The organism is Larkinella humicola, assembly GCF_008727875.1.
Classification (GTDB): domain Bacteria; phylum Bacteroidota; class Bacteroidia; order Cytophagales; family Spirosomataceae; genus Larkinella; species Larkinella humicola.
In genome coordinates this window covers 79,308-102,879 of the sequence record NZ_VTWS01000010.1, presented here as the reverse complement: position 1 = coordinate 102,879, position 23,572 = coordinate 79,308, and the positions used below count along the sequence as shown (strand labels likewise).

Here is a 23,572-nt window from a genome sequence, read left to right as displayed (position 1 = left end):
CCATAGCGGGCTTTTTTTTGGAAGATTTACGGACAGCCCCGGCTGGAAACAATGATCCGGGCATCGACCACCTCGTAGGAGGCACCGATGGAAGCACACAGCAACCGGAGTTGATCGTGGAGCGGTACGCCCGCCATCGACGCCGTCAAGGTGCAGTTCCGAAGAATCGTGGGATCATAGATGATTTCGACACCGTAGGCTTTTTTCAGTCGTTCAAACACGTCGGAAGCGGGGGTATCCTCAAAACCGAAGCTTTCCCGGTTTTCCGCAGGCGCTATCAAGGCAGGTTGTGGAACGAGTTCTTTCTGGTAATGATTCTGGCTGGCATCGTACGTAACCTGCTGATTGGCCGTCAATACAACGCCCGGCACTTCGCGTTTATCCGGTCGCCGGGACGCCATCCAGTCGCGCCGGTCCATCACCGACACCTTGCCCGACAACACCGACACTTTCATTTGCTTGTCGCCTGTTCGAGCCTGTACCCGAAACCGGGTTCCGAGCACGCGGGTTACCAGCGGGCCACTGTAGACCAGAAACGGCCGCGTTCCTTCGTGAACGACGGCAAACGTGGCCTCGCCTTTCAGTTGGATTTCGCGCTGACCGGCGTCGAACACGCGGGGATACCGCGCTTCGCTGTTGGGCATCAGCGTCATTTTACTACCGTCGGGCAGCGTCAGTCGGACGGGTTGTGACGTGCCATTGACCTGATTGATCCACGGCGCATCCGACGGTTTTTCCGAATCCGTAAAGGCTGCGGTTTCTGACTCAGGCGATCTTTTATCCTGCCACTGCAACACGCCGCAACCTATCCCCACCAGCAGGACGACCGCTGCCGCTGTCTGCCAAAACCGGTTGCTGAACGACTGTTGAACCAGTTGCCAGCGGGACGGCTCCGGGGAATAGCGGGCCAGCTTGACGATGCGCTCCACCTCCAGCTGTTCCTGCTCGAGAGCCAGGCTATGCGGGCGGTTTTTCAGGGCTTCAGCCATGTCTTTCGCCAGCAGCAGCGTCGCGCGCTGGTGCGGATTGTCCCGTTGCCACTGTTCCCAGAACTGCCGAGCTTCGGGCTGGCCGTGTTTGACCCAGGCCCGAAACCGGGCATCCAGCAGGAAATCTTCGACGGTATAGTGTTGATACGCTTTCATCGTTGTGTTGTGGAAGGGCTTCGGTCGTTAATAGGAAGGCTTTGGCGCGTCATACTCAGGGCGTCCGGTTTATTTATGTCCAGACTCCAGCAACCAATATCCGATCAACGACAGCAGCGAGGGCCAGCTTTCCCGCAGTCGGCGCAAACCCCGGTGAAGCAGGTTCGCAACCGACTGCTTGTTGACGGCCAGAATGTCGGCAATCTCCTCGTTCGATAGCTCGCCGTAAAATTTCAGGTGAATCGCTTCCCGCTGGCGATCCGAAAGTTGTTCCAGCAAGGCGTTCAGCCGGGCCGTCTGGTAGTCCGACAATTCCGTCCGGATCAAAGCCTGTTCCGCCGTAATTTCTTCCGAACTGAGGTCGTCGAACACAAAACCGTCATCGCCGGTGACCGACGCATGGCGCATCATTTCCCGGTGGATTTTACGCCTGAGCGATTTGTAGAGGTACGGCCGGATGTACTGCGTCTGCACGATTTTGGCCCGGTACGTCCACAAATCCAGAAACAGATCCTGCATACAATCTTTTAGCAGGTCGGAGTCGCGGGTAAACCGGCCGCCGTAAAAGTGGAGTTCCCGGTAAAAATGCTGCACCAACGCCTGAAAAGCCTCCTGCGGCCCTTCCCGGAATTGCTGCCACAGCAGCGTTTCGTCGGTTTTCTCCCAGGCATTTTGACGTTTGTCATGGATATCGGGTTTCAGCATGGTCCTTACGATTTACCGGATTCAGAATAGGCAGTCAGAGCACGTATGCGGTCGAAGGATACGACTGGTGGTTAATAGGGGATAAAATTCAACTAATACTCAGGATTGTGCAAAATATATTTTCAAATCGTTTTGCCCCGGTTTCAGCGATGGCCCACGGGAAAAATCCAATCGGGTTTTCATCAATGAACCGCGCTGTTGGGCCCCTGACGGGGCATAAAAAAAACCGGTCACTTCATGAAAATCGCAACACTCGATCCGTGATTAAAATCACGTCGGAATAGACCGCCCGTTTATAATTTCACTTCCCGGCTCGGCAAATAGCCAATCCGGTGGGCCACCACCCGCAGCGAGTCGCCCGGTTGAACAGGGATCGGTTTTCCGGCATAAACCTGCCAGACGTTGGGCTGGTCAGCACCCCGTTTCAGCACATACCCGATTGAAGCCCCCGGCGTGGCGCAGTGAAAGGCGACGGTATTTCCCGACTTCACCAGCTCAGGATCAGCGGTTTTGGGCGGTTCAGAATTTCCGTTCCACATTTGTTTCAGCATTTCCGCTTCAGACATGGCCCCTTTGTCGCCCACCTTTTTCTGCCAGGCATCCATCTGTGCACGCAACTCCCGCAGTTTGGCCTGGTGGGCGGGCTGGGCGGCCAGATTGGTAAACTCGTTCGGATCGGTCCGGGTGTCGCACAATTCTTCCACCGGTTTCGTTTTCCGAAACCACAGTTGTTGCGTCGCATTCAGTTTTCCTTCCTCCTGCAACTGCAGCAATTCCTTCATCATCGGAATGCCCAGCCGGTAGTTGATGTTCTGGTAATACGGTTTTTCGGGCATGAAGTTGCGGTAGTACTTGTACCGGCCATCGCCCACGGCCCGCACCCGGTCGAGTTCGGTATCCATGCGATCGCGACCCGCAAAAATGTATTTCCGGGGTGTTGCGGCTTTTTTCGGCCCTAAAAACGCCTGTCCCTGCAAATAATCCGGCAGGGAACTATTCGCCAGGGAAAGAACCGTTGGTGCCAGATCGACAAAGCTAATGAGCTGGTCATCGGTGCTTCCGGCCGGTTTGGAACCCTTTACGCGAAATTTTTCCGGAATCCGGACAATCATCGGAACGCGCAGTCCCCGGTCATACACCTCCCGTTTCACGAAAGGCAGACCGTCGCCGTGGTCGGAATAAAAGAAGATGATGGTGTTGTCGTAGAGTCCGTCCTCCTTGAGCTGCTGCAGGATCGTTCCCACAATGGAATCCATGCGCATGACGTTGGACAAATGCCGGGCGATGTCGTGCCGAACGGTTTTGGTATCGGGATAATAGACCGGTACGGTTACGTCTTCCGGTCGAACCAGCAGCGTTTCCTTGTCCCGCGCCCAGATCTGCGACTCGTGCGTAATCACCAGATTAAAAATTGAAAAGAAGGGTTTATCGACCGGGCGGTTTCGCCAGTGGGCTTTCCGGCTGCTCTCATCCCAAACCGTCACGGGCGGCACAAACTGGTAATCCTGCTTTTCATTGTTTGTGGTATAATACCCCGCTTTCCGCAAATATTCGGGGAAGCAACGCACCTCCTCGGGCAGCACGGCGGAATACGATTTGACCGGCGATGATTTGTGCGGAAATGGATCGGCCTGAAGCGTTCGCATGTGCTGCGTTCCGATCGAGGTCTGGTACATGCCCGTGATGAGAGCCGACCGGCTGGGCGCACACACCCCGGCGGTGGAATAGACCCGCGAATACCGGACTCCTTCGGCCGCCAACCGATCGAGATTGGGCGTTTTCACCACTCGATCGCCGAACGCACCGAGGTGGGGCGACATATCTTCGCAGGTGATCCAGAGTATACTGGGCGATTCGGGCGTCTGATGGGCCGGGCGCAACACCAGGCCCAAACCGAAAACGCTGACGAGAACAAACAGAGCAAGGGTCGGGTAGGTTTTCATGGAAGGAAATCAATCATCAATGCAACAAAATGATAAACGCTCAGTGCAAATGTATTCCGCAATCAGTCACTTTTACATGTAGCGTTTATCATATTGCATTGATGATTCTCAATCCATTCCAATAAACCCTGGAAAAGAAATCTTCCCATCTCTGGAAAACCGGCAAAGGTTCCTTTTCTTGCAAACGGAGAGGGACGACTACCAACCTGTAATCAAATACGCAATATGAATTCTTTCTGGAAACTTACCGGCTCCCGCGCCCTGGTGACGGGCGGAACCAAAGGCATTGGCGAAGCCATTGTGAACCAACTGCTGGAACTGGGCGCAGAGGTGTTTATCGTGGCCCGTGACAATGATGTATTGCAGCAAAAACTGGCTGAATACCGGCAAAGCGGTTTTTCGGTGGATGGTCTGGCCACTGACATCAGCCAGCCGGGGACGGTGCAGCACGTGGCCGAAACCGTCCAAAACCGCTGGGGAAGCCTGGATATTCTGATCAACAATGCCGGTACGAACATCCGAAAACCCACCATCGACTACTCAACGGACGAATTCGATCTTCTTCTGAACACCAACCTGCGGGCCGGCTACGAACTCTGTAAGGCAGTTTATCCGCTGTTGAAGTCGTCGGGAAAAGGCAGTATCGTGTTTGTTTCGTCGGTGTCGGGGCTGACGCACACCAGCAGTGGTTCTATTTACGGCATGACCAAAGCAGCACTGCACCAACTGGCGAAAAATCTGGCCGTGGAGTGGGCCACGGACGGCATTCGAACCAACGTGGTCGCGCCCTGGTACATCTACACTCCCCTGGCGGCACCGGTGCTGGATAATCCCGAAAAACTGGCAGGCATTCTGAAACGGACGCCGATGGGGCGCGTCGGAAAAGTAGAAGAAGTAGCCGCCACCGTCGCCTTTCTGTGCCTGCCCGCAGCGGGTTACATCATCGGCCAGACGATTGCCGTGGATGGCGGAATGACGGTTTGGGGGATGTAGTGATGGTAAATAAATCAATACCAGCATGATGCAAAAATAGACTAAAAAGTCTATTTTTGCATCATGCTTACGAAAGCTGAACGAACCAAGCAATTTATTCTGGAAACCGCAGCGCCACTGTTCAATGAACGAGGGGTCGCCGGTGTTCACATTGACGACGTGCTTGCTGCCACCAAAGTAGCCAAAGGGTGTTTGTATGGCCATTTTGAGAACAAGGAAGACCTTTCAGTTCAGGTCATTGACCTGCTGCTCTCAAAAATGACGGAAAAAATTTTGGCTACGATTGGGCAGGCTGATACCGCCAAGGCCAAAATCTTCGCTTTTCTTGACTTGTACAGCGATCCCCTCAATACGTACATCCGTGGGGGTTGCCCCATTTTCAACATGGCCGTAGAATCGGACGATACGCACCCGATTATTAAAAAAAAGGTGGCGGCTGTCTTCGGCAGGGGGCAGGAGTTGGCGGTTGCTATCCTGAGACAAGGCATTGAGAATGGGGAATTTTCGACTAAACTTGATCCGGTTGGTTATGCTTTCCATATGGTTGCCGCTGTCGAAGGCGGGGTTGTCATGTGCAGGGCAATGAATACCGCTCAGCCGATGATCGGTCTTATCAAAAGGTTGAAAGCAGAACTGGAGCGGTATGCTTCCTAAAAAAATTTGCCACGAAATAGACCAAAAAGTCTAAAACGAATCAGAACTAATTGTAAACCAGAAACCGTCTCATTTCAAAACTAACACCTACTACAGCATGAAAGCCTTCTTCATTGATCGATATAACAAAAAAGAGCCCATGCGCTTCGGGGAGATGCCGGAGCCGAAACTGCGGGAAAATGACGTACTGGTTAAAATCCATGCCGCCGGCGTCAATTTGCTGGATTCCAAAATCAAAGCGGGTGAGTTCAAAGCCATGCTCCCCTACAAATTACCACTCATCATGGGCCATGACGTGGCAGGTGTGGTTGTCGAAGTGGGTGTGAAGGTGAAAAAAATCAAGGTTGGTGACAAAATCTACGCCCGCCCCGCCGATTACCGCATTGGTACGTTTGCCGAATTCATCGCCATTGATGAAGCCGACGTCGCCATCATGCCCGCGTCGCTGTCGATGGAAGAGGCTGCGTCGATTCCGCTGGTGGGCTTGACGGCCTGGCAGGCCCTGGTTGAAAAAGGCAACCTCAAAAAAGGTCAAAAGGTGTTCATTCAGGCCGGTTCGGGCGGAGTGGGCACCTTTGCGATCCAACTGGCCAAACACCTGGGCGCAACCGTAGCCACCACCACCAGCGCAGCCAACCTTGAACTCGTGAAGAGCCTGGGGGCCGATGTGATAATCGACTACAAAACCCAGGATTTCGAAAGCATCCTCAGCCAGTATGATTTGGTGCTCAACAGCCAGGATGCCGCCACACTGGAGAAATCACTGCGGGTGCTGCGGCCCGGCGGCAAACTCATTTCCATCGCCGGCCCGCCCGATCCTGAATTTGCCAGAGAAATCGGCCTGAACTGGCTACTGAACATGGTGATGTTCTTTCTGAGTTACACCACCAAACGCAAAGCAAAAGCCCTTGGCGTGACCTATTCATTCCTGTTTATGCGAGCCGATGGAAACCAGCTTGCCAAAATCACCAGGCTGATCGATGATCAGATCATACGCCCGGTGATGGACAAGGTATTTCCGTTTAATGAGGCCAATGAAGCCCTGGCTTACGTGGAAAGCGGACGGGCCAAGGGCAAGGTTGTCATCAACGTAACGTAGTCAGATGGCTTATCAGATTCCGCGCTTTTCGGCCAAACTACCCTAAACTTTATTTATCCAGAACAACGACGTCGTTGATGAGGTAGCTCCCTTTGTCCGTCGTCAGGTTGTAGACTTTGTCAACCGTGCGAACCGTATGCTGAACGGCGGCCACTTTCCAGGCCGACACGGTTTGGGTAGCACCATCGAAGCGGTACAGCACATCGCCGTTGCGCAGGTCACCCAGTTTTTTCGTACCGGTTGCAGTTTGAACGGGGTGGTTGGCAGTGGCTTCCAGCAAAACCGGCTTGGTCAATGCAGCCGTGTTGCTGGCCGAAAGATCCTGAACCGGCGTCATCCAAACCCCGGCGATGGCCAGATTGGGTTTTGCGTGGATGGTCACTTCCTGCACCCGTGCCGGAACCAGCAGGCGGGTTTTGGCGTCGTAAGCCAGCACTTCATCACCGGCTTTGACATCCTGAATAGCTTTCGTCTGACGGTCGGCCAGGGTCACCACGGCGTCGGCCGGGAAGCAGAAATTGTATTCTTCCTTCTTCTTGTCACCGCCTTCTTCCTTCGCACCGCCACCGCCCATCAGCAGGGCCATTTCGCGGGAAAGCACAAAACCGAGTGCCGACATCAGTCCGGCTTCTTTTTCGCCCACATACTTCAGATCGTCAATGTAGGCATCCCAGGCCTTGCGGTCGGCGCTGGCACCGGGAATCACGAACGGCTTGGTTTCTTTGGTTTTTCCATTTTCATAGATCGCCAGCAAACCCAGTTCCTTGGTATCCGCAGCCGTGAAAACTTTGTACAGATAGATTTTCCGGGGAATCCCGTCGCTGTAATTGAAGACATAGGCCGGGCGTTCTTCGTAGCGATCCAGAATGAAATCGCCGGATTTGAAATAGGTATCTTTTTCCAGATTACCAATTTTAATGGCTTTGACGGCTTTCAGTTGATCCAGCGACATGGAAGCAGTTTGCGCCCAAACGTGAGAAGAAACCAGTTGCGCGATAATCACACAACAGACAAGCAGACCTGTACGGAGTAGGTTAGTTTTCATGGTAGATCGTTATTCAATAGTCGAGATTTAATATTCGATATTTCTTATTTTCTCAGATAACCTGGTCTTACATCCATGCCCCTAAATTCCCTGAAGGAGACTTGGACGCGGAATTCTTCGGATGCAGCGGCCGACCGTCCTTCAGGGGATTTAGGGGCATCAAATTATTTCTTCGTGTACTCGCCAACGCGGGCGTGCAGCGAATCGACCACGCGTCGGGCGGAGGTGAACGCTCCCGCCATCCAGGCCGTCAGATACGTGGTGTGTTCTCCGGCAAAGTAGATGTTTCCATCCGGTTCGAGCAGCGACGGATAGTATTTTTTTCGGACAGCATCGTCATACAACGCCCAGCCACCTTCGTTGTACGGGATTTTCTGCCACGCCAGGGAAAACGAGTTTTCAAACTCCTGCGGGTATTGCGGATGAAGTTTATAACCCTGCTCCAGCGCCATTTTTTCGCGGGCGGCCAGCGGCATATCCCCCACGGCACCCGCCCGGGTATAGAAATTATAATACCCGATCAAGACGCCTTTCTTGCCCATCAGACCGAACGATGGATACCAGATCTGGTTGATATCCATGTTGGTACGGGAAATTCCGCCGTAGATCGCATCGTCTTCCTCCCAAAACCGCCGTTTGAATTGCAGGCCGATTTTGCCGGTTTTCATGTAGGGAATAAAATCCGCCGACCGTTTGACCATCGGTGACAGATCGGACTCAATCTTTTTCAGAATGGGCAGCGGCAACGTACAGACGCAGAATTCCGCCGTTAGCTCGGTGGGTTTGCCATCTTTTTGATAAACTACCCGAACGCCGTTCTCCGTTTTTCGCAGTTCTTTTACCGGCGCATTAAACTGGATTTTTCCGGCCAGCCTTTTCTCCAGCGCCTTCGGAATGGCATCCATTCCGCCAACGGGTTGCAACAGCGTCGAATGCTGCTCGAACGTGTAATCGCCGTTGTTGTAAAAAACCGGTTGCATGTAGCCCGAACGCAGGTATTCCGTCAGGCCGTACGGGTCTTCGAGATCACCGGGCATCGAACCCGCACCGGGCATCGTTTTGTAGCCCCGGCGGTTGGTGCCTTTGTAGAGCTTGCCGGTATTCAAATCCCCTTCATTTTTCAGAAAGTCGATCAGCTTTTCAACGTCTTCTTTCGTCAACTGCTGGTCGAGCGACGATTGATCCAGGGCTTTCGCCAGCAACTCGCTCGTGTAACCGCGCAGGTCACTGTGGTATTCCCGGATGCGCATCCGTTTGTTGGCCAGCGCGCCCGTACCGCCCTCGTTGTAGAGCCAGGCCGACTCGTTGGAGCCATTGAAAATCTCAAGCGGCACACCCAGTTCACGGCAATACTGCAACGTCAGTTGGTGGTTGTGGGGAATCCGGGCGGCTCCGCCGTTAAAGTATTGACCGTCAACGAACTTGCAAACCTGTTCAGCTCCGCCAATTTCCGTTTCCTTCGTTCCTCCGCGCACCGTCCAGACCCGGCCGCCGGAACGGCTGCGGGCTTCGAGCACCGTGCAGTCGTAGCCCAGTTTGCCGAGTTCGTAGGCTGCGGTCATACCGGCCAAACCCGCCCCCAGAATCACCACTTTGCGGGCTTTTCCGTCTTTCAGGCCATTGGCCGGTAAATCAAACGCTTCGGCGGGGGCCGGTTTCAGCAGTCCCCAGGCCAGCAAGGTGGCATACGTAGCTCCGGTTGATTCAATAAAATTACGTCGGGTCATAGTTGATGAATGATGAAGGATGAACGATGGATGATGAATGTTTGACATTATTCAATTCATCGTTCATCGTTCATCATCCATAATTAACTAAGCAATTTTCTTAAAGACATCCATAAACATCCCCATTTCGTCGACCGTGCCGATGCTGACGCGGCAGTAGGGCTGGGCGTTGTGTTCGCGGGTTGAGGTCAGAATACCGTTGCCAAACATCTCCTTTTCGAAGGTTTTGGTTTTCATCCGAATCGGGAACAACACGAAGTTGGCGTACGAGGGAACGTATTCGTAACCCTTCTCTTTCAGGCCTTTATAGAGCAATTCGCGGGCTTTGTCATTTTCAGTGCGGCAGAAATTCTGCCATTCCAGGTCCTGGTAGCTGGCAATGCCGGCTTTCAGGGTAGTAACGCTCGGGTTCCATTCGCCCCGGGAATAGTTCTGAAGTTCGGTCAGGAATTTTTCGGGACCGATGGCGTAGCCCAACCGCAAACCGGCAAAACCGTGGATTTTGGAGAACGTCCGGGTCAGGAATACGTTGTGCCCCTCGGCTACGAGCTTCGGCAGGGCCGGGCGGTCTTCGGGTTTCAGAAAGTCGATGTAGGCTTCGTCGATGAAGACCGGAAGTTTCGGCGAAACCTCCTTGCAGAAAGCCACCAGTTCGGCCGCCGGAACCACCGTGCCGGTCGGATTGTTGGGATTGCAAATGTAGACCAGCTTCGTATCCGGCGTGATTTTAGCCTTCATAGTCGCCAGGTCGTAACGGTATTCTTTTGTCAGCGGAACAGCTTCGATTTTGGCACCGAACTTCTTGGAGCATCCCAGAAAATCGTCATAGGTAAACTGGCTGGTCAGGATGGTTCCGCCCGCGCCTTTGGCCGCGCTGCCGGTAAAATAAACCGCCATTGCCGTCAACAATTCCGACGACCCGGCCGAGAGCATGATGTTTTCGGGTTTAACCCCTTCGCGTGCGGCAATCAGTTGTTTCAATTCCTGACCTTCGAACATGGCATACCGGTTGCTGGTTTCGACGGCTTTCAGGATGGCGTCTTTGGCTTTTTGGGAAATCCCGTGCGGGTTTTCATTAAACGCAATGCGGGCCTTCAGTTTCGGCATTTCCCGGCCCAGTTGAGCAAACTCGTCGATGAGGGTTTGTTCATGCAGGGCATTGGCGGCAACCGGGTTCCATACCTCCCGACCCAAGGCGGCCCGGCTCAGGGATAATCCGGCGGTGAACAACGCACCGGTGCGTAACAGATTCCTGCGGGTGATGGGGTGATTCATGATTTCGTAGAGTTGGTAAGTTTTTGTACTAAACTACGATAAGATTTTATTATTACCGAATAAAGCCAAATCCAATTTCGTCATTTCAAAAATAGTCAAAATTTCCAAAATGCTTTCTGAATGAAAGTAGATTTATATTCTTTTTATAATAATTCCTACTTTACACTTAAAAAACAAACTGATTTTATCATAATAATTATAAAATCATCATAAATGAGTTCATTTTTAAACTTCTACTGAATCGGTTATTTGGGCCTTGAAATGCGTAGTTTCCCCAAAAAAGTGCGTAGAAAGATTTAGTACCTCAGGCAGAATAATGCCGAATATTTGATATACTTACCGTCTACTCGAAAAGCCTATCCACCGACCCGGTTTTCAACGACATAACCTAAAATTTTTCCGGAATGAAACTTACGATTCAGGATTTGAATAAGACCTATTCAAATGGGGTCAAAGCCCTGCACGACGTCACCCTGACCATCCCGCAGGGCATGTTTGGGCTGTTGGGTCCGAATGGCGCGGGCAAGTCTTCGCTGATGCGCACCATCGCCACTTTGCAGGAAGCCGACAGCGGCCAGATTCTGCTTGAAGACACCCCCCTGGGTACCATCGATGTGATTCGCCAAAAAGACAGCATCCGGCGGGTGCTGGGGTATCTGCCGCAGGAATTTGGCGTGTATCCGAAAGTGTCGGCCGAAACCATGCTCGACCACATTGCCAGCCTGAAGGGCATCAGCAACAGCCGGGAACGCAAACTGATCGTCGATGCGCTGCTCGAAAAAGTGAATCTGGCGCACGTCAAAAAGAAAAATTTAGGCACGTTTTCGGGCGGGATGAAACAGCGGTTTGGCATTGCCCAGGCCCTGATTGGCAATCCCAGCCTGATTATTGTCGATGAACCCACCGCCGGTCTGGACCCCGCCGAGCGCAACCGTTTCCACAACCTGCTGTCGGAAATCGGTGAAAATACCGTCGTCATTCTCTCCACCCACATCGTGGAAGACGTCACCAACCTCTGCTCCGACATGGCCATCATCAGCCTCGGCAACGTCATCGCCCAGGGGCACCCCGCCGACCTCGTGGCCGCCATTCAGGGGAAAATCTGGCGCAAAATCATCGAAAAACCCGAACTGGACAATTACAAGGCCAACCACCAGGTCATTTCGACGCAACTCAAGGGCGGAAGAACCCAGATTCACATTTACAGCGACAGTCCGCAACTCGGTTTTGAACCCGTCGAAGCCGATCTGGAAGACGTCTACTTCTCCAAAATCACCAGCCACCAGGAGTTGGGAGTGATGAGTTAAGAGTGAAGAGTTAAAAATTAAAAATACAACGCGTTAGCCAACGCAAAAGCAGCCCCGTCTTAACTCATAACTCTTCACTCTTAACTCTTAATTCCTAACTCTTTATGTTTTGGAACATCTTTACCTTTGAATTGACCTATCGCCTGAAGCGTCCGGCCACCTATTTATACGGCCTGCTCCTGTTTTTATATGCTTTTCTCATCCTGATTTACGGCAACGGCCCGGCTTCCGAAAAAGCGAACGTCAACTCGCCTTACGCCATTTCGTACCTGCTGATTCTCATGAGTGTTTTCGCCACCATGATGAGTTCGGCGGTGATGGGCGTGCCGGTTTACCGCGACATCGAACACAACACCCGCTCCTACTTCTTCTCCTACCCCATCAGCGAACGCGGCTACCTGCTGGGGCGGTATCTGGGTTCGTTTCTCATCCTGATTGCCATCATGAGCTGCGCCTGCGTCGGTATTGTGCTGGGGTCGCTGCTGGGTCCGGTCCTGAACCTGGCCGACAACGTGGAACGCTACGGCCCGATCCGGCTGTGGGATTATGTGCAGCCGATGCTGGTTTTTGTGATTCCGACGGTCTTTTTCACGGGAAGTCTGTTTTTTAGTCTGGTCGCGCTGACCCGCAACGTATTTGTGACCTATGCCGGGAGTCTGCTGCTGTTCATCGGGTATTTGCTGGGCATTACGCTGGCGTCGGATCTGGAAAACAAGGACATCGTCGATCTGCTCGATCCATTTGCGCTCAACACATTCACGAACGCAACCAAATACTGGACACCCGCCGAACAGAACGAACTCCACGCCGGGCTGGAAGGCAACGTGCTGCTGAACCGGTTGTTGTGGGGCGGAATTGGGCTGGTGACGCTGCTGTATACGGTTTTTCGGTTCGATTTTCAGCGGTTTCTGGCCATCAAACTGGGTAAGAAATCGAAAACCGACGGGGTTACGGAAAAAGCAAAACCGCTCGCTACGCTGCCCGTGGCCGAGAAAATCTATTCCACCAAGGCCTATCTCACCCACCTGTTCCGGTTGACGAAACTGGAATTCGGCAACATCATCAAAGACGTTTATTTTCTGGTCATTCTGATGGGGGGCGTGTTGTTTCTGTTTCTGGATGGCTGGTTTGCCGACCAAATTATGGGAACGCGCTCGCTGCCAACGACCTATTACATGATTGAGGTAAAGGACTTCGATTACATTCTGTTCGTCTTTATTCTCATTATTTTCTACACCGGCGAGAGCGTCCACCGCGACAAAGCCGTTCGGTTTGATAACATTGCCGACGCGCTGCCCGTCCCGAACTGGGTGACCTACGGATCGAAGTTTCTGGCCCTGGCCGGCATCTGTTTTCTGCTGGTCAATCTGGTGATTGTCAGTGGTGTATTGAACCAAACCGTCAAAGGGTATTTCCAGTATGACTTCAACCAGTACTTTACCGATCTCTACCTGATCGAGTTTCCCGAATACCTGCAACTGCTGATGCTGGCTTTTTTCGTCCATATTATGGTCAACAGCAAGTTTACGGGCCACATCATCACGATCGGAATCTGGGTGGTGCTGATCGCGCTGCGGAATTTTGCGGAACTGGACTATAACCTGTTTTTTTACAGTTACACGCCCGGCTACCGGATTTCGGACATGAACGGTTTCGGGCATTTTCTGAAACCGCTGCTCTGGTTCAACCTCTATTGGCTGGCGTTTGGTTTTGCGCTGTTGATCATCGGCAATCTGTTCTGGAACCGGGGTTCGGAAGGCGACCTGAAAACCCGCTGGCGATTGGCCAAATTGCGGTTCACCCGCTTGCCGCTGATGGCCCTGGTCGTTTGTCTGCTCATCTTTGTGGGTTCCGGCATCTGGATTTACTACAACGTGAGCGTGCTGAACAAGTACCAGACCGCCGACGAAACCCGGGAATTGCAGGCCGAGTACGAGAAAAAATACAGCCGCTACGAACGCGTCGCGCACCCGAAAATCACGGATTTAAAAGTAAAAATCGACCTCGTGCCGGAAGAACGACGCGTGACGGCCAACGGTATTTTCACGATCGTCAACAATACCGCCCGCCCGCTCGATTCGTTGCACCTGCTGTTCAGTTCGCCGGAATACAATCATCCCAAAACCAAAACGCTGCTGATTGACGGCAAAGACCCAAAAATCCTGCTGAAAGACACGGTTTTCCGGTATTACATCTACCAACTGCCCCGAACGCTCCAGCCCGGCGATACAGCCCGCATGGAAATCACGATTACGGCCCAACCCAAAGGATTCACCAACAGCGGTTTAAACCGGGAACTGGTCTACAACGGCACGTTTTTCGATACGGGCATTTTTCCAACTTTTGGCTATACCCCCAACGGAGAGCTGACCAGCGACAAATACCGCAAAAAATTCGGTTTGCCCATCAAGCAATACCAGCAGCCGCCCTACACCGACGCCTGGGGCCGCAGCAATTTTCTGTTTACGCAGGACGGCGACTGGATTACGTTTGAAGGCACCGTTAGCACCGCGCCCGACCAGATTGCGATCATGCCGGGGTATCTGCAAAAAGAATGGTCGGCCAACGGACGCAAGTATTACCAGTACAAAATGGATGCGCCCATGGCCTATTTCATGAACGTCAGTTCGGCCCGTTACGCCGTCAAACGCGATGTCTGGAAAGGCCCGGATGGAAAAACCGTCAACATCGAAGTGTATCACCACCCGGCGCATGGCCGCAACATCGACCGGTATGTGAATTCGGTGAAGGCATCGATGGATTATTACAACCAGTATTTCAGCCCGTATCAGTTCCGGCAAATGCGGATTATGGAGTTCCCGCGCTACGCCAGTTTTGCGCAGTCGTTTCCGAACACCGTACCCTATGCCGAGAGTTTCGGCTGGGTGGGCGACTTCCGCGATCCCGACAAAACCGACTATGCCTATTACGTGACCGCGCACGAAGTGGCGCACCAGTGGTGGGGCCATCAGGTGATGCCGAGCAACACGCGGGGCGCCAACCAGATTTCGGAGTCGATGGCGGAATATGCCTCGCTGATGGTGCTGAAAAAAACCTACGGCGACAACATCATGCAATCACGTCTGAAATACAGCCTCGACCGGTATTTGCGCGGGCGGTCGTCGGAAGACAAGTTTGAGGAAACGCTGCTCGACAACGATACGCGGGCTTACGTCTGGTACGACAAAGGTTCGGTGGTGTTGTTTGCCTTGCAGGATTACATCGGTGAAGAACGGCTCAACCGGGCTTTCCGGGACTATGTGGAGAAAGATGCCTTCCAGCAAAAAGCGCCTTTCACCACCAGCCGCGACTGGTATAGCTACATCAAAGCCGCCACGCCCGACTCCCTGCACTACTTCCTGACCGACAATTTCGAAAAAATCTCTCTTTACGAAAACCGCATCACGGAAGCCAAAGCCGAGCCGCTGAAAAACGATCAGTACAAAGTGACGATGACCGTGCAGACCAAAAAGCTGTACTACGACAAGGCGGGAAAGGAAACCGGGGTAGGCAAGGCCAAAGACCTGATCGAGATCGGAATTTTTGCGGCTGATGCGAAAAACAAGAAGGGCATGACGGAAAAAGTGCCGCTCTATCTGAAAAAGCAGTGGTTAGCGCCGGGGGTTCATAAACTGGAATTCGTGGTGAAAGGCAAACCCGCCAAAGCCGGTATCGATCCGTACAACAAGCTGATCGACCGGGTGTCGGACGACAATGTGAAGCCGGTGGATTAAGAGAAATTCTATCGCAGAGTTGAGCGGAGTTCAGCAGAGTTTTTCAGAGAAAAAAAACTCTGCTGAACTCTGATTTACTCCGCTCAACTTTGCGATAGAACTCTCTTCAACACACTATTCCTGTCCGGCAATCAGAAAATCACGCCCGTGATCTGAGCCGGTAAAATAGACAATTGAATGCCTGAATTGTGCACTTCAGCGTGCTTCCTCTAGAGTGCTGGTTGTTTTGGAATCTACTTTACAGATTCAATCTTTTTATTCACCAAACAACAAAAGCATGAGGAAACTAAATCAGCGTTTTCGAACCGGATTCCTGTATTCACTGCATTGGTTTTTTGCCGGATGGCTGGTCATTTCGGTGGCCGGAGCCCAGTCCATCAGCAAACAGATCATCGTCGACCAGTTCGGCTGGCGACCGTCGGCGAAGAAAATCGTCGTGTTTGCCAACCCGGTCAATGGCCAGAACAACGGCTCGCCCTACACACCGGGCAGTCAGTTCCAGATTCGTCGCTCGTCTGACAATTCGACGGTATTGACAGCAAACGTAACCATCTGGAACAACGGGAATCTCCACACCGACTCGGGCGACAAAGCGTGGCACGGCGATTTTTCGAGCCTGACCACGCCCGGTCGGTATTACGTCTACGACCCGGCGAACAACCTGCGTTCGTACGAATTTGAGGTGCGCGATGACATCTACGCGGCCGCTCTGAAGGCATCGACCCGGACGTTTTACTACCAGCGATCCGGCACGGCCATCCCGGCACAGCACGGCGGCAACTGGACCCACGGCCCGGCCCACACGCAGGATGCCAACGCCCTCTTGTACACCACCTCAGCCCAGGCCGGAACGCAGCGGAACGTGACCGGTGGCTGGTATGATGCCGGTGACTACAACAAGTACATCCCGTTTCTGAGCAGCACGATGTGGAACCTCATGGTTGGTTATGAACTCCGGCCCACAGCTTTTCCCGACAACACCAACATTCCGGAGTCGGGCAACGGCGTTCCGGACCTGCTGGACGAGCTGAAGTGGGAGCTGGACTGGATGCTGCGGATGCAGGCCGACAACGGCGGGGTTCACAGCCGGGTGACGGTGACAAGCTACGACAACGGTTCCGACGATCCGGCAACGGACGTTCAGCCCCGGTATTATACGGTGATAACCACCTGGTCGACAGCCACGTTTGCCGCCATCACCGCCCATGCGGCCCGGCTGTACGGGAATTACGGCGGTCAGTATCCGGGCTATGTCAACACCCTGCGCGCGGCTTCGGAAAAAGCCTGGACCTACCTGGAAGCCAACCCGACGATGCTGCCCGCTTCGGGAACCGACGACGCTTCAACGGCGGCTGCCGATGCGGGTTCCAACGCCAACGACGACAAACGCCGGCGGGTTGCGGCAGCGGCCGAGTTGTTTGCCACCACCGGAACGGCCAAATACAAATCGTATTTCGATGCCCATTACAACGACGTAAACGGCACAAGTGAAAACGGTTTTCATCCGTTCTCAAACGGTAATCTGGATGCGTCGCTGTGCTGGGAACTCAACCGGGCCTACTACGTCTACGCCAAGGCTTCCGGCGCGACGCCCGCCGTTGTGACGGCGATCAGGGACAAGTTCAAAAGTACGATGGACTGGCCCCTTGAATCGTACCACACGCAGAAAAGCGACCCCTACCTGGGTTTCATGTGGACCGGCCACTATTCCTGGGGCTCCAATTTGCAAAAGGCGCTGTGGGCGATTCTTCCCCTACTGGCGGTCGATCTGAACGTCAATCCAGCCAAAAATGCGCTCTACCAGGAAATTGCGGAAGAGTATCTGCATTATTTCCACGGACGCAACCCGCTCTCCTGGACCTACCTCAGCAACATGGGCAGCCGGGGGGCGAATGCCGGAGCCGAAAACAGCGTCGATGAGTTTTACCACAGTTGGTTCCGCGATGGTTCGGCGCGCTACGACGGGGCGTCGTCGCAGTTCGGTCCGCCCCCCGGTTTTCTGGTGGGTGGCCCCAACGTGTACTATGGCGGTTCGTCGGCTCCTCCGAAAAACCAACCGGCCATGAAGGCATACCGCAACTGGAACACCAGCTACCCGGAACCCTCGTGGGAAATCACGGAACCGGCCATCTACAACCAGGCGGGGTACACATTTCTGGTGGCGTATTTCACCAGTCCGGGCGGAACAACGCCCCCACCGGTGATTTCAGCGTCGAGCAATAGCCCGGTTTGCAGCGGACAAACCCTCAGTCTGGTCGTGGCCAACGCCCCGGCGGGAGCCACTTTCCTCTGGAACGGCCCGAACGGTTTTACCGCAACGGTGGCTAATCCAACCCTTCCCAATGCCGGTACAGCCGCTTCCGGGACGTACTCGCTGACGGTGACGCCTTCCGGTGGAACGGCGCAAACGGTGACAACCACCGTCACAATCAACGCCCTCCCCCCGGCGACGGCTTCGAGCAACACCCCCCTTGCGGCTGGTCAAACACTGAATCTGACAGCCGCCGGGGCTGGCACCGGAGCAAGTTATAGCTGGAAAGGGCCGAATGCCTTTGTCAGCACCCTTCAAAACCCGTCCATTGCAAACGTCACGACCACAGCCGCCGGAACGTATACACTGACCGTTGGAATCAATGGCTGCCAGGCAACGACGACGACCGTGGTGTCTGTAACGGGAACCAATCCGGGTCCGGAACCGGCTTCGCTCCTCATTTATGACGATGCGCTCAAAACCGGCTGGGTCGACTGGTCGTGGAGCATGACCCGGAATTACAGCGCGACCTCACCGGTTTACAGCGGAACCAAGTCGCTTTCGCTCCAGAACACGGCGGGCTGGGGAGCCTTGTATCTCCATGCCGAAACGGCGGTTCCGCTGAGTACGTACCCGAGTCTGAAGTTTTGGGTACACGGTGGCCCCAATGCCGGGCAGCGGATGCAGGTGGTGATCAACAGCAGCGGATCGTATGAATTTACGCCCAAAGCAAACCAGTGGACCCTGGTCACGGTGCCTTTCTCCGCCTTCGGAAACCCGGCGACTTTGCGGGATATTTTCATTCAGGACGTCACGAATACCTCACAGGCTGCAGTTTATATCGATCAGTTGCACTTGGTTTCGTCCGGCAACACCACGCCCCCACCGCCGGACCCCGCACCGGGTGGTTTGCTGATTTATGACGACGCCCTGAAAACCGGCTGGCTCGACTGGTCGTGGAGCATTTCGCGGAATTACGCCAACGGCACCCCGGTAAAAGCTGGCAGCAAATCGCTGGCGTTGCAGTATACGGGGGGCTGGGGCGGTTTATACCTCCACCCCGAATCCGCCGTTCCGCTGGCTTCGTATGCCCAGCTCCAGTTCTGGGTACACGGCGGCCCCACGGGCGGGCAGCAATTTAACGTAACGCTCAATAGCAGCTCGCAGGGGTACACGGTTCGGCCAACGGCCAACGCCTGGACGCTGGTGACCATTCCCCTCACGAACCTGGGCAGTCCGGCCACCCTGAAAGACCTCTATTTTCAGGACACGGGCGGAGCGACCAACTCGGTTTTCTACGTGGACAATCTTCAGCTTTCAGCGGCTTCGTCGGCCCGGCTGGCCACGGCGGAACCCGATGGCAAACCGGTGGTGCGGGTGTATCCAAACCCGGTCGACCGGCAACAAACTACCGTTATGGTGTCGTTGAGCGGTTTTCGAACGAATGAGACTATTGAGCTGAAACTAACCGATTTGCAGGGACGCGTCCTTCGGCAACGACCGGTAACGGTTTCAACGACGGCGTATGCGTTTCCGGTGGGTCAATTGGCGCCGGGCAACTACCTGATTTCGGTGCAGGGCGAAACGACGCTGATCACCAAAAAGGTTGTGGTCGAGTAAAAAGACGGCCTACTCCATACTGAACGGGAGCAAGCGACGGTTTGCTCCCGTTAAATTTATACGACTATGGCTCGTTGAAGAAAACCTTGTAAAGCATTAAAAATCAAAAGTTTATCAAAATAAAATTTTTAGTGGATTGTGCCTCTCCGTCCACTCCGTTGTCATCATTCCACATTGCTTTTTGAAAGCCAGGGACTAGCACTACGTCCTCAAAGCCCGCCCAAAAATACTTGGTAATCGTGCCAATTTGCTATTATCTTTGCAACTAAGATATTTACTTGAAAAGATACTATGAAAGAAGACGTAACCCGACCCGTACGAAAGTTGAGCCAATTGTATGCTTACACCGCCATTCAGATGCACGAAGCCGTTGCCCGCAAGGCTGGGCTTTCAGGAACTGACCACAAGTACCTGGGATTTTTGATCGAAAAGGGGCAAATGACCGCCGGGGAGCTTTCGAATTTAACCGGTCTAACGACCGGTGCCGTTACCGGTTTAATAGACCGGTTTGAAAAGAAAAAACTGGTAAAACGGAAATTTGCTCCGGACGACCGACGGAAGGTCATTATTGAGCCCGACACCGCAGCCATCATGGCACTTTTGGTACCGCTTTATCAGGAATTCAGAAGCGAGTCAGAAAAACTGATGGCTTCGTTTTCAACCACTGAACTCAAAACCATTGAAACCTACTTTTCAAAAGCTATCAACCTAATGAATGAAACAACCCGTCAACTCAACAACAAAGACTTGTAAAAATGGAAAACACGCCTACTTATCTACTTGATTTTCAGGAAATCGATCAAACAAAAACCGAGATGGTCGGCGGCAAAGGCGCAAACCTGGGGGAACTATCCAGGATCGAGGGTGTACGGGTGCCCGGGGGGGTTTGCGTAACGACGGCAGCATATCAAGAAATGATCGGGACCAGCGAATCATTTAAATCCCTGCTGGATCAGTTGGTTCTTCTACAAGCCGATAACAGGAACGGCATTAGCGAAACCAGTGCAAAAATCCGAAAGACGATCGAAGAAACAGCGATTCCGGAAAGCATCGAAAAAGAGATTACCCGACATCTTGAACAACTTGGTGAAACACAGGCATATGCCGTGCGGTCCAGTGCCACGGCGGAAGACTTGCCGACGGCTTCCTTTGCCGGCCAGCACGACAGCTACCTGAACATCATCGGCAAAAATTCGATTTTGAGAGCCATCAGCAGGTGCTGGGCATCGCTATTTACCGAGCGGGCCGTCCTGTACCGCCTTCAACACGGTTTCGACCACCGTATCGTGTCCCTGGCGGTGGTGATTCAGAAGATGGTGTTTCCGCAGGCGGCAGGCGTTTTGTTCACGGCCGATCCCGTCACGTCCAACCGGAAGGTAGTATCCATCGATGCCAGTTTCGGACTCGGTGAAGCCCTGGTGGCCGGCCTGGTGAATCCGGATCTCTATAAAGTGTGTAACGGCACGGTTATCGACAAGAAGATCGCCACCAAAAAACGGGCTGTTTATGCGGTGAAAGAAGGCGGTACGAACGAACAGGCGATGGAGCCAGCGTGGCAGACCAGGCAAGTGCTGACGGATGAGCAGATTGTACGGCTTGAGCGCCTGGGCCGAACCATCGAAGACCATTTTGGCCACCCTCAGGACATCGAATGGTGTTTGGAGGACGACACGTTTTACTGTGTCCAGAGTCGGCCCATCACGACCTTGTATCCTATTCCGGAAGCGAATGAGGCCGAAAATGCCGGGCACGGGCCGCGCTTTTATGTATCGGTCGGGCATAACCAGATGATGACCGATGTTTTGAAACCATTGGGACTGTCTTTTTTCCAGTTAACGACCCCCGCCCCCATGCGTATAGCGGGCGGGAGGCTGTTTGTTGATGTCACCCACCACCTCGCTTCGCCCGACAGCAGAAAGAAATTAATTGAAGCCTTTGGACAATCCGATCCACTCATCCAAGCCGCTCTGGTGACCATCGTGGAGCGCGGGGATTTGATACAATCGGTGCTGGATGAAATCCAACAGCCGGATTCTGATAAAAGCCAGAAAGGCAGTGTGATCCATGAACCTGAAAAACCGGAGTTCTGGGAATCCAGCTTCATCGAAAAGCAAGAAATGTGGGGCTTCGAACCATCCAGGTCGGCGGTGTTGACAAAGGATTTTTTTATTGAAAAATCAGTGAAAAACATTTTGATCCCCGGGTTCGGTTACGGAAGGAATGCGCAGATTTTCAGAGACAACGGAATAGCGGTAACAGGGATTGAACTGTCCAAAACCGCTATTGAAATGGCGCGGAAACACTACGGAACCGATCTGACGATTTACCATGGTTCCGTAACGGATATGCCATTTGATAACCGCCGGTATGATGGCCTATTTTGCTATGCCCTGATTCATTTATTGGACCGAAATGAACGGATTAAACTCATCCGTGACTGTTATAATCAACTGACGGATAAGGGCTACATGGTTTTTGCCGTGATTTCGAAAGCAGCAGCGACCTATGGCAAAGGCAGATTGATTAGCAAGGATCGGTACGAAATAATCGACGGGGTTCAACTGTTTTTTTATGACCGGGAATCAATCCAAACCGAATTTGGCAACGCCGGCTTGTTTGAAATTACCGAAGTGAATGAAAACTTTCCTTTTTATCTACTTAAATGCCAAAAAAGTAGTCAAATTATACTGGATTTTCAGGCCAAAACAGAAAACGATCCCGCTATCGTTCCTGAATTGATTCAGCGTAGTCAAGCATCGCTAGCCGCGTTAAAACAAGCTATCCAAACGAAATCAGGAGTCGGTTTACTGGATTTTATTCTGGAAGATCTTCAGGTATTAAAGAAGAGTTTATTTGACCCGGAAAGTTTGAACGTGATCCGAACGGCCATGGATGCGTCATCCTGGATCAATCAAAACATGAACGCATGGCTGGGTGAAAAAAATGCAGCCGATGCGCTTACGCAATCCGTACCCAACAACATTACGTCGGAGATGGGTCTGGCGCTATTGGATGTTGCCGATGTGATTCGGCCTTACCCCGAACTTATTGCGCATTTACAACGGGCCGGCCTTCCGGAGCTAAAGGAGGCTACCTTTTGGGATGAACTGGTAACGTTTGAAGGTGGGCCGGAAACCCGGGACGCGATCACTGGTTTTCTTAGCCACTACGGAATGCGATGTGCCGGGGAAATTGATCTAACGAAAACCCGCTGGAGCGAAAAACCAGCCATCCTTCTTCCTACCCTGCTCAATCATATCAAAAACTTCGAGCCTGGCGCCGGCAAGCGGAAATTTGAGCAGGGGCAACAGGACGCGTTGCAAAAAGAACGGGAGTTACTGGATCGATTGAAGCAACTGCCGGAGGGTGCCCAGAAAGCCGAAGAGACCAAACGCAGGATCAGCCTGCTCCGGAATTTCATGGGTTATCGTGAATATCCCAAATACGGCATGGTGAATCGCTATTTCGTTTATAAGCAGGCCCTTCTTCAGGAAGCCGAAAAACTCGTACAAGCGAACGTCATGGATGAAAAAGAAGCTATCTACTATCTTACTTTTGAAGAACTTCGCGAAGTCGTACGCACCCACACACTAGATTACCAGATCATCCGAAAACGAAAAGACGCGTATAAACGCTATGAAAAATTAACGCCCCCCCGGGTGATCACCTCCGATGGGGAAATCATTGCCGGGGCGTATAAGCGGGAAAATCTCCCCGATGGCGTGTCGCCCGAAGCACTGCTGGGGCTGGCGGTTTCGTCCGGGGTGGTAGAGGGACGGGCGCGGGTTATTTTAAACCTGGAAGATGCGGATCTGGAAGAGGGCGATCTCCTGGTCACCACCTTTACCGACCCGAGCTGGACCCCTTTGTTTGTCTCCATAAAAGGTCTGGTCACCGAAGTGGGTGGACTGATGACGCATGGAGCCGTTATTGCCCGGGAATATGGCTTACCGGCCGTTGTGGGGGTGGAGAATGCGACCAGGCTGATCAAGGATGGGCAACGAATCCGCGTGCATGGCACAGCAGGGTATGTAGAAATCCTGACGCCAGACTAAATTTGTTCATTGCTACACG

General features: G+C 53.1%; 14 protein-coding genes. 8 read left to right on the top strand and 6 right to left on the bottom strand.

Annotation, left to right across the window (positions count from 1 at the left end):
- Window positions 1-26: 26 nt before the first annotated feature.
- The 3 genes from F0P93_RS28120 to F0P93_RS28110 form a co-directional block, all read right to left on the bottom strand.
- A complete protein-coding gene (locus F0P93_RS28120; protein ID WP_150881138.1) occupies window positions 27-1,145 on the bottom strand; it encodes a FecR family protein in 1,119 nt (372 codons plus the stop codon).
- A gap of 69 nt (window positions 1,146-1,214) precedes the next feature.
- Window positions 1,215-1,850, bottom strand: a complete 636-nt coding sequence (locus tag F0P93_RS28115) for an RNA polymerase sigma factor (protein ID WP_150881137.1) — start codon at window positions 1,848-1,850, stop codon at window positions 1,215-1,217.
- A 293-nt stretch (window positions 1,851-2,143) separates the two neighbouring features.
- Entirely contained in the window at window positions 2,144-3,793 is a 1,650-nt protein-coding gene (locus F0P93_RS28110; protein WP_150881136.1) for a sulfatase family protein, read from the bottom strand.
- A 225-nt stretch (window positions 3,794-4,018) separates the two neighbouring features.
- Between F0P93_RS28110 and F0P93_RS28105 the strand changes: the two genes are divergently transcribed.
- The 3 genes from F0P93_RS28105 to F0P93_RS28095 all read left to right on the top strand — a co-directional run bounded on the left by F0P93_RS28105 (window position 4,019) and on the right by F0P93_RS28095 (window position 6,539).
- Entirely contained in the window at window positions 4,019-4,786 is a 768-nt protein-coding gene (locus tag F0P93_RS28105; protein ID WP_150881135.1) for an SDR family oxidoreductase, read from the top strand.
- A gap of 63 nt (window positions 4,787-4,849) precedes the next feature.
- A complete protein-coding gene (locus F0P93_RS28100) occupies window positions 4,850-5,440 on the top strand; it encodes a TetR/AcrR family transcriptional regulator (RefSeq protein WP_150881134.1) in 591 nt (196 codons plus the stop codon).
- 97 nt (window positions 5,441-5,537) lie between these two features.
- Window positions 5,538-6,539 (top strand): NADP-dependent oxidoreductase, encoded by a 1,002-nt coding sequence (locus F0P93_RS28095; protein WP_150881133.1) that lies wholly within the window; start codon window positions 5,538-5,540, stop codon window positions 6,537-6,539.
- Between the two features lie 49 nt (window positions 6,540-6,588).
- On the opposite strand, the gene F0P93_RS28090 is transcribed toward F0P93_RS28095, so the two are convergent.
- From F0P93_RS28090 to F0P93_RS28080, 3 genes are all read right to left on the bottom strand, one after another.
- The gene (locus F0P93_RS28090) at window positions 6,589-7,584 is read right to left on the bottom strand and encodes a Hint domain-containing protein (protein WP_150881132.1); all 996 of its coding nucleotides are present in this window, start codon (window positions 7,582-7,584) and stop codon (window positions 6,589-6,591) included.
- 164 nt (window positions 7,585-7,748) lie between these two features.
- On the bottom strand, window positions 7,749-9,311 hold the full coding sequence (locus F0P93_RS28085) for a flavin monoamine oxidase family protein (RefSeq protein WP_150881131.1): 1,563 nt from the start codon (window positions 9,309-9,311) through the stop codon (window positions 7,749-7,751).
- 87 nt (window positions 9,312-9,398) lie between these two features.
- Window positions 9,399-10,586, bottom strand: coding sequence for a pyridoxal phosphate-dependent aminotransferase (locus tag F0P93_RS28080; RefSeq protein WP_150881130.1), 1,188 nt, complete (start codon window positions 10,584-10,586; stop codon window positions 9,399-9,401).
- A gap of 404 nt (window positions 10,587-10,990) precedes the next feature.
- Between F0P93_RS28080 and F0P93_RS28075 the strand changes: the two genes are divergently transcribed.
- The 5 genes from F0P93_RS28075 to F0P93_RS31785 all read left to right on the top strand — a co-directional run bounded on the left by F0P93_RS28075 (window position 10,991) and on the right by F0P93_RS31785 (window position 23,553).
- A complete protein-coding gene (locus F0P93_RS28075; RefSeq protein WP_150881129.1) occupies window positions 10,991-11,893 on the top strand; it encodes an ABC transporter ATP-binding protein in 903 nt (300 codons plus the stop codon).
- 104 nt (window positions 11,894-11,997) lie between these two features.
- Window positions 11,998-15,627 carry an ABC transporter permease/M1 family aminopeptidase gene (locus tag F0P93_RS28070; protein WP_150881128.1) on the top strand — a complete coding sequence of 1,210 codons (3,630 nt, stop codon included), beginning with the start codon at window positions 11,998-12,000 and terminating at the stop codon, window positions 15,625-15,627.
- Between the two features lie 277 nt (window positions 15,628-15,904).
- Window positions 15,905-19,498, top strand: coding sequence for a glycoside hydrolase family 9 protein (locus F0P93_RS28065; RefSeq protein WP_150881127.1), 3,594 nt, complete (start codon window positions 15,905-15,907; stop codon window positions 19,496-19,498).
- Between the two features lie 291 nt (window positions 19,499-19,789).
- Window positions 19,790-20,251 carry a MarR family winged helix-turn-helix transcriptional regulator gene (locus tag F0P93_RS28060; protein ID WP_150881126.1) on the top strand — a complete coding sequence of 154 codons (462 nt, stop codon included), beginning with the start codon at window positions 19,790-19,792 and terminating at the stop codon, window positions 20,249-20,251.
- Between the two features lie 2 nt (window positions 20,252-20,253).
- Entirely contained in the window at window positions 20,254-23,553 is a 3,300-nt protein-coding gene (locus tag F0P93_RS31785; RefSeq protein WP_225309679.1) for a PEP/pyruvate-binding domain-containing protein, read from the top strand.
- Window positions 23,554-23,572: the final 19 nt, after the last annotated feature.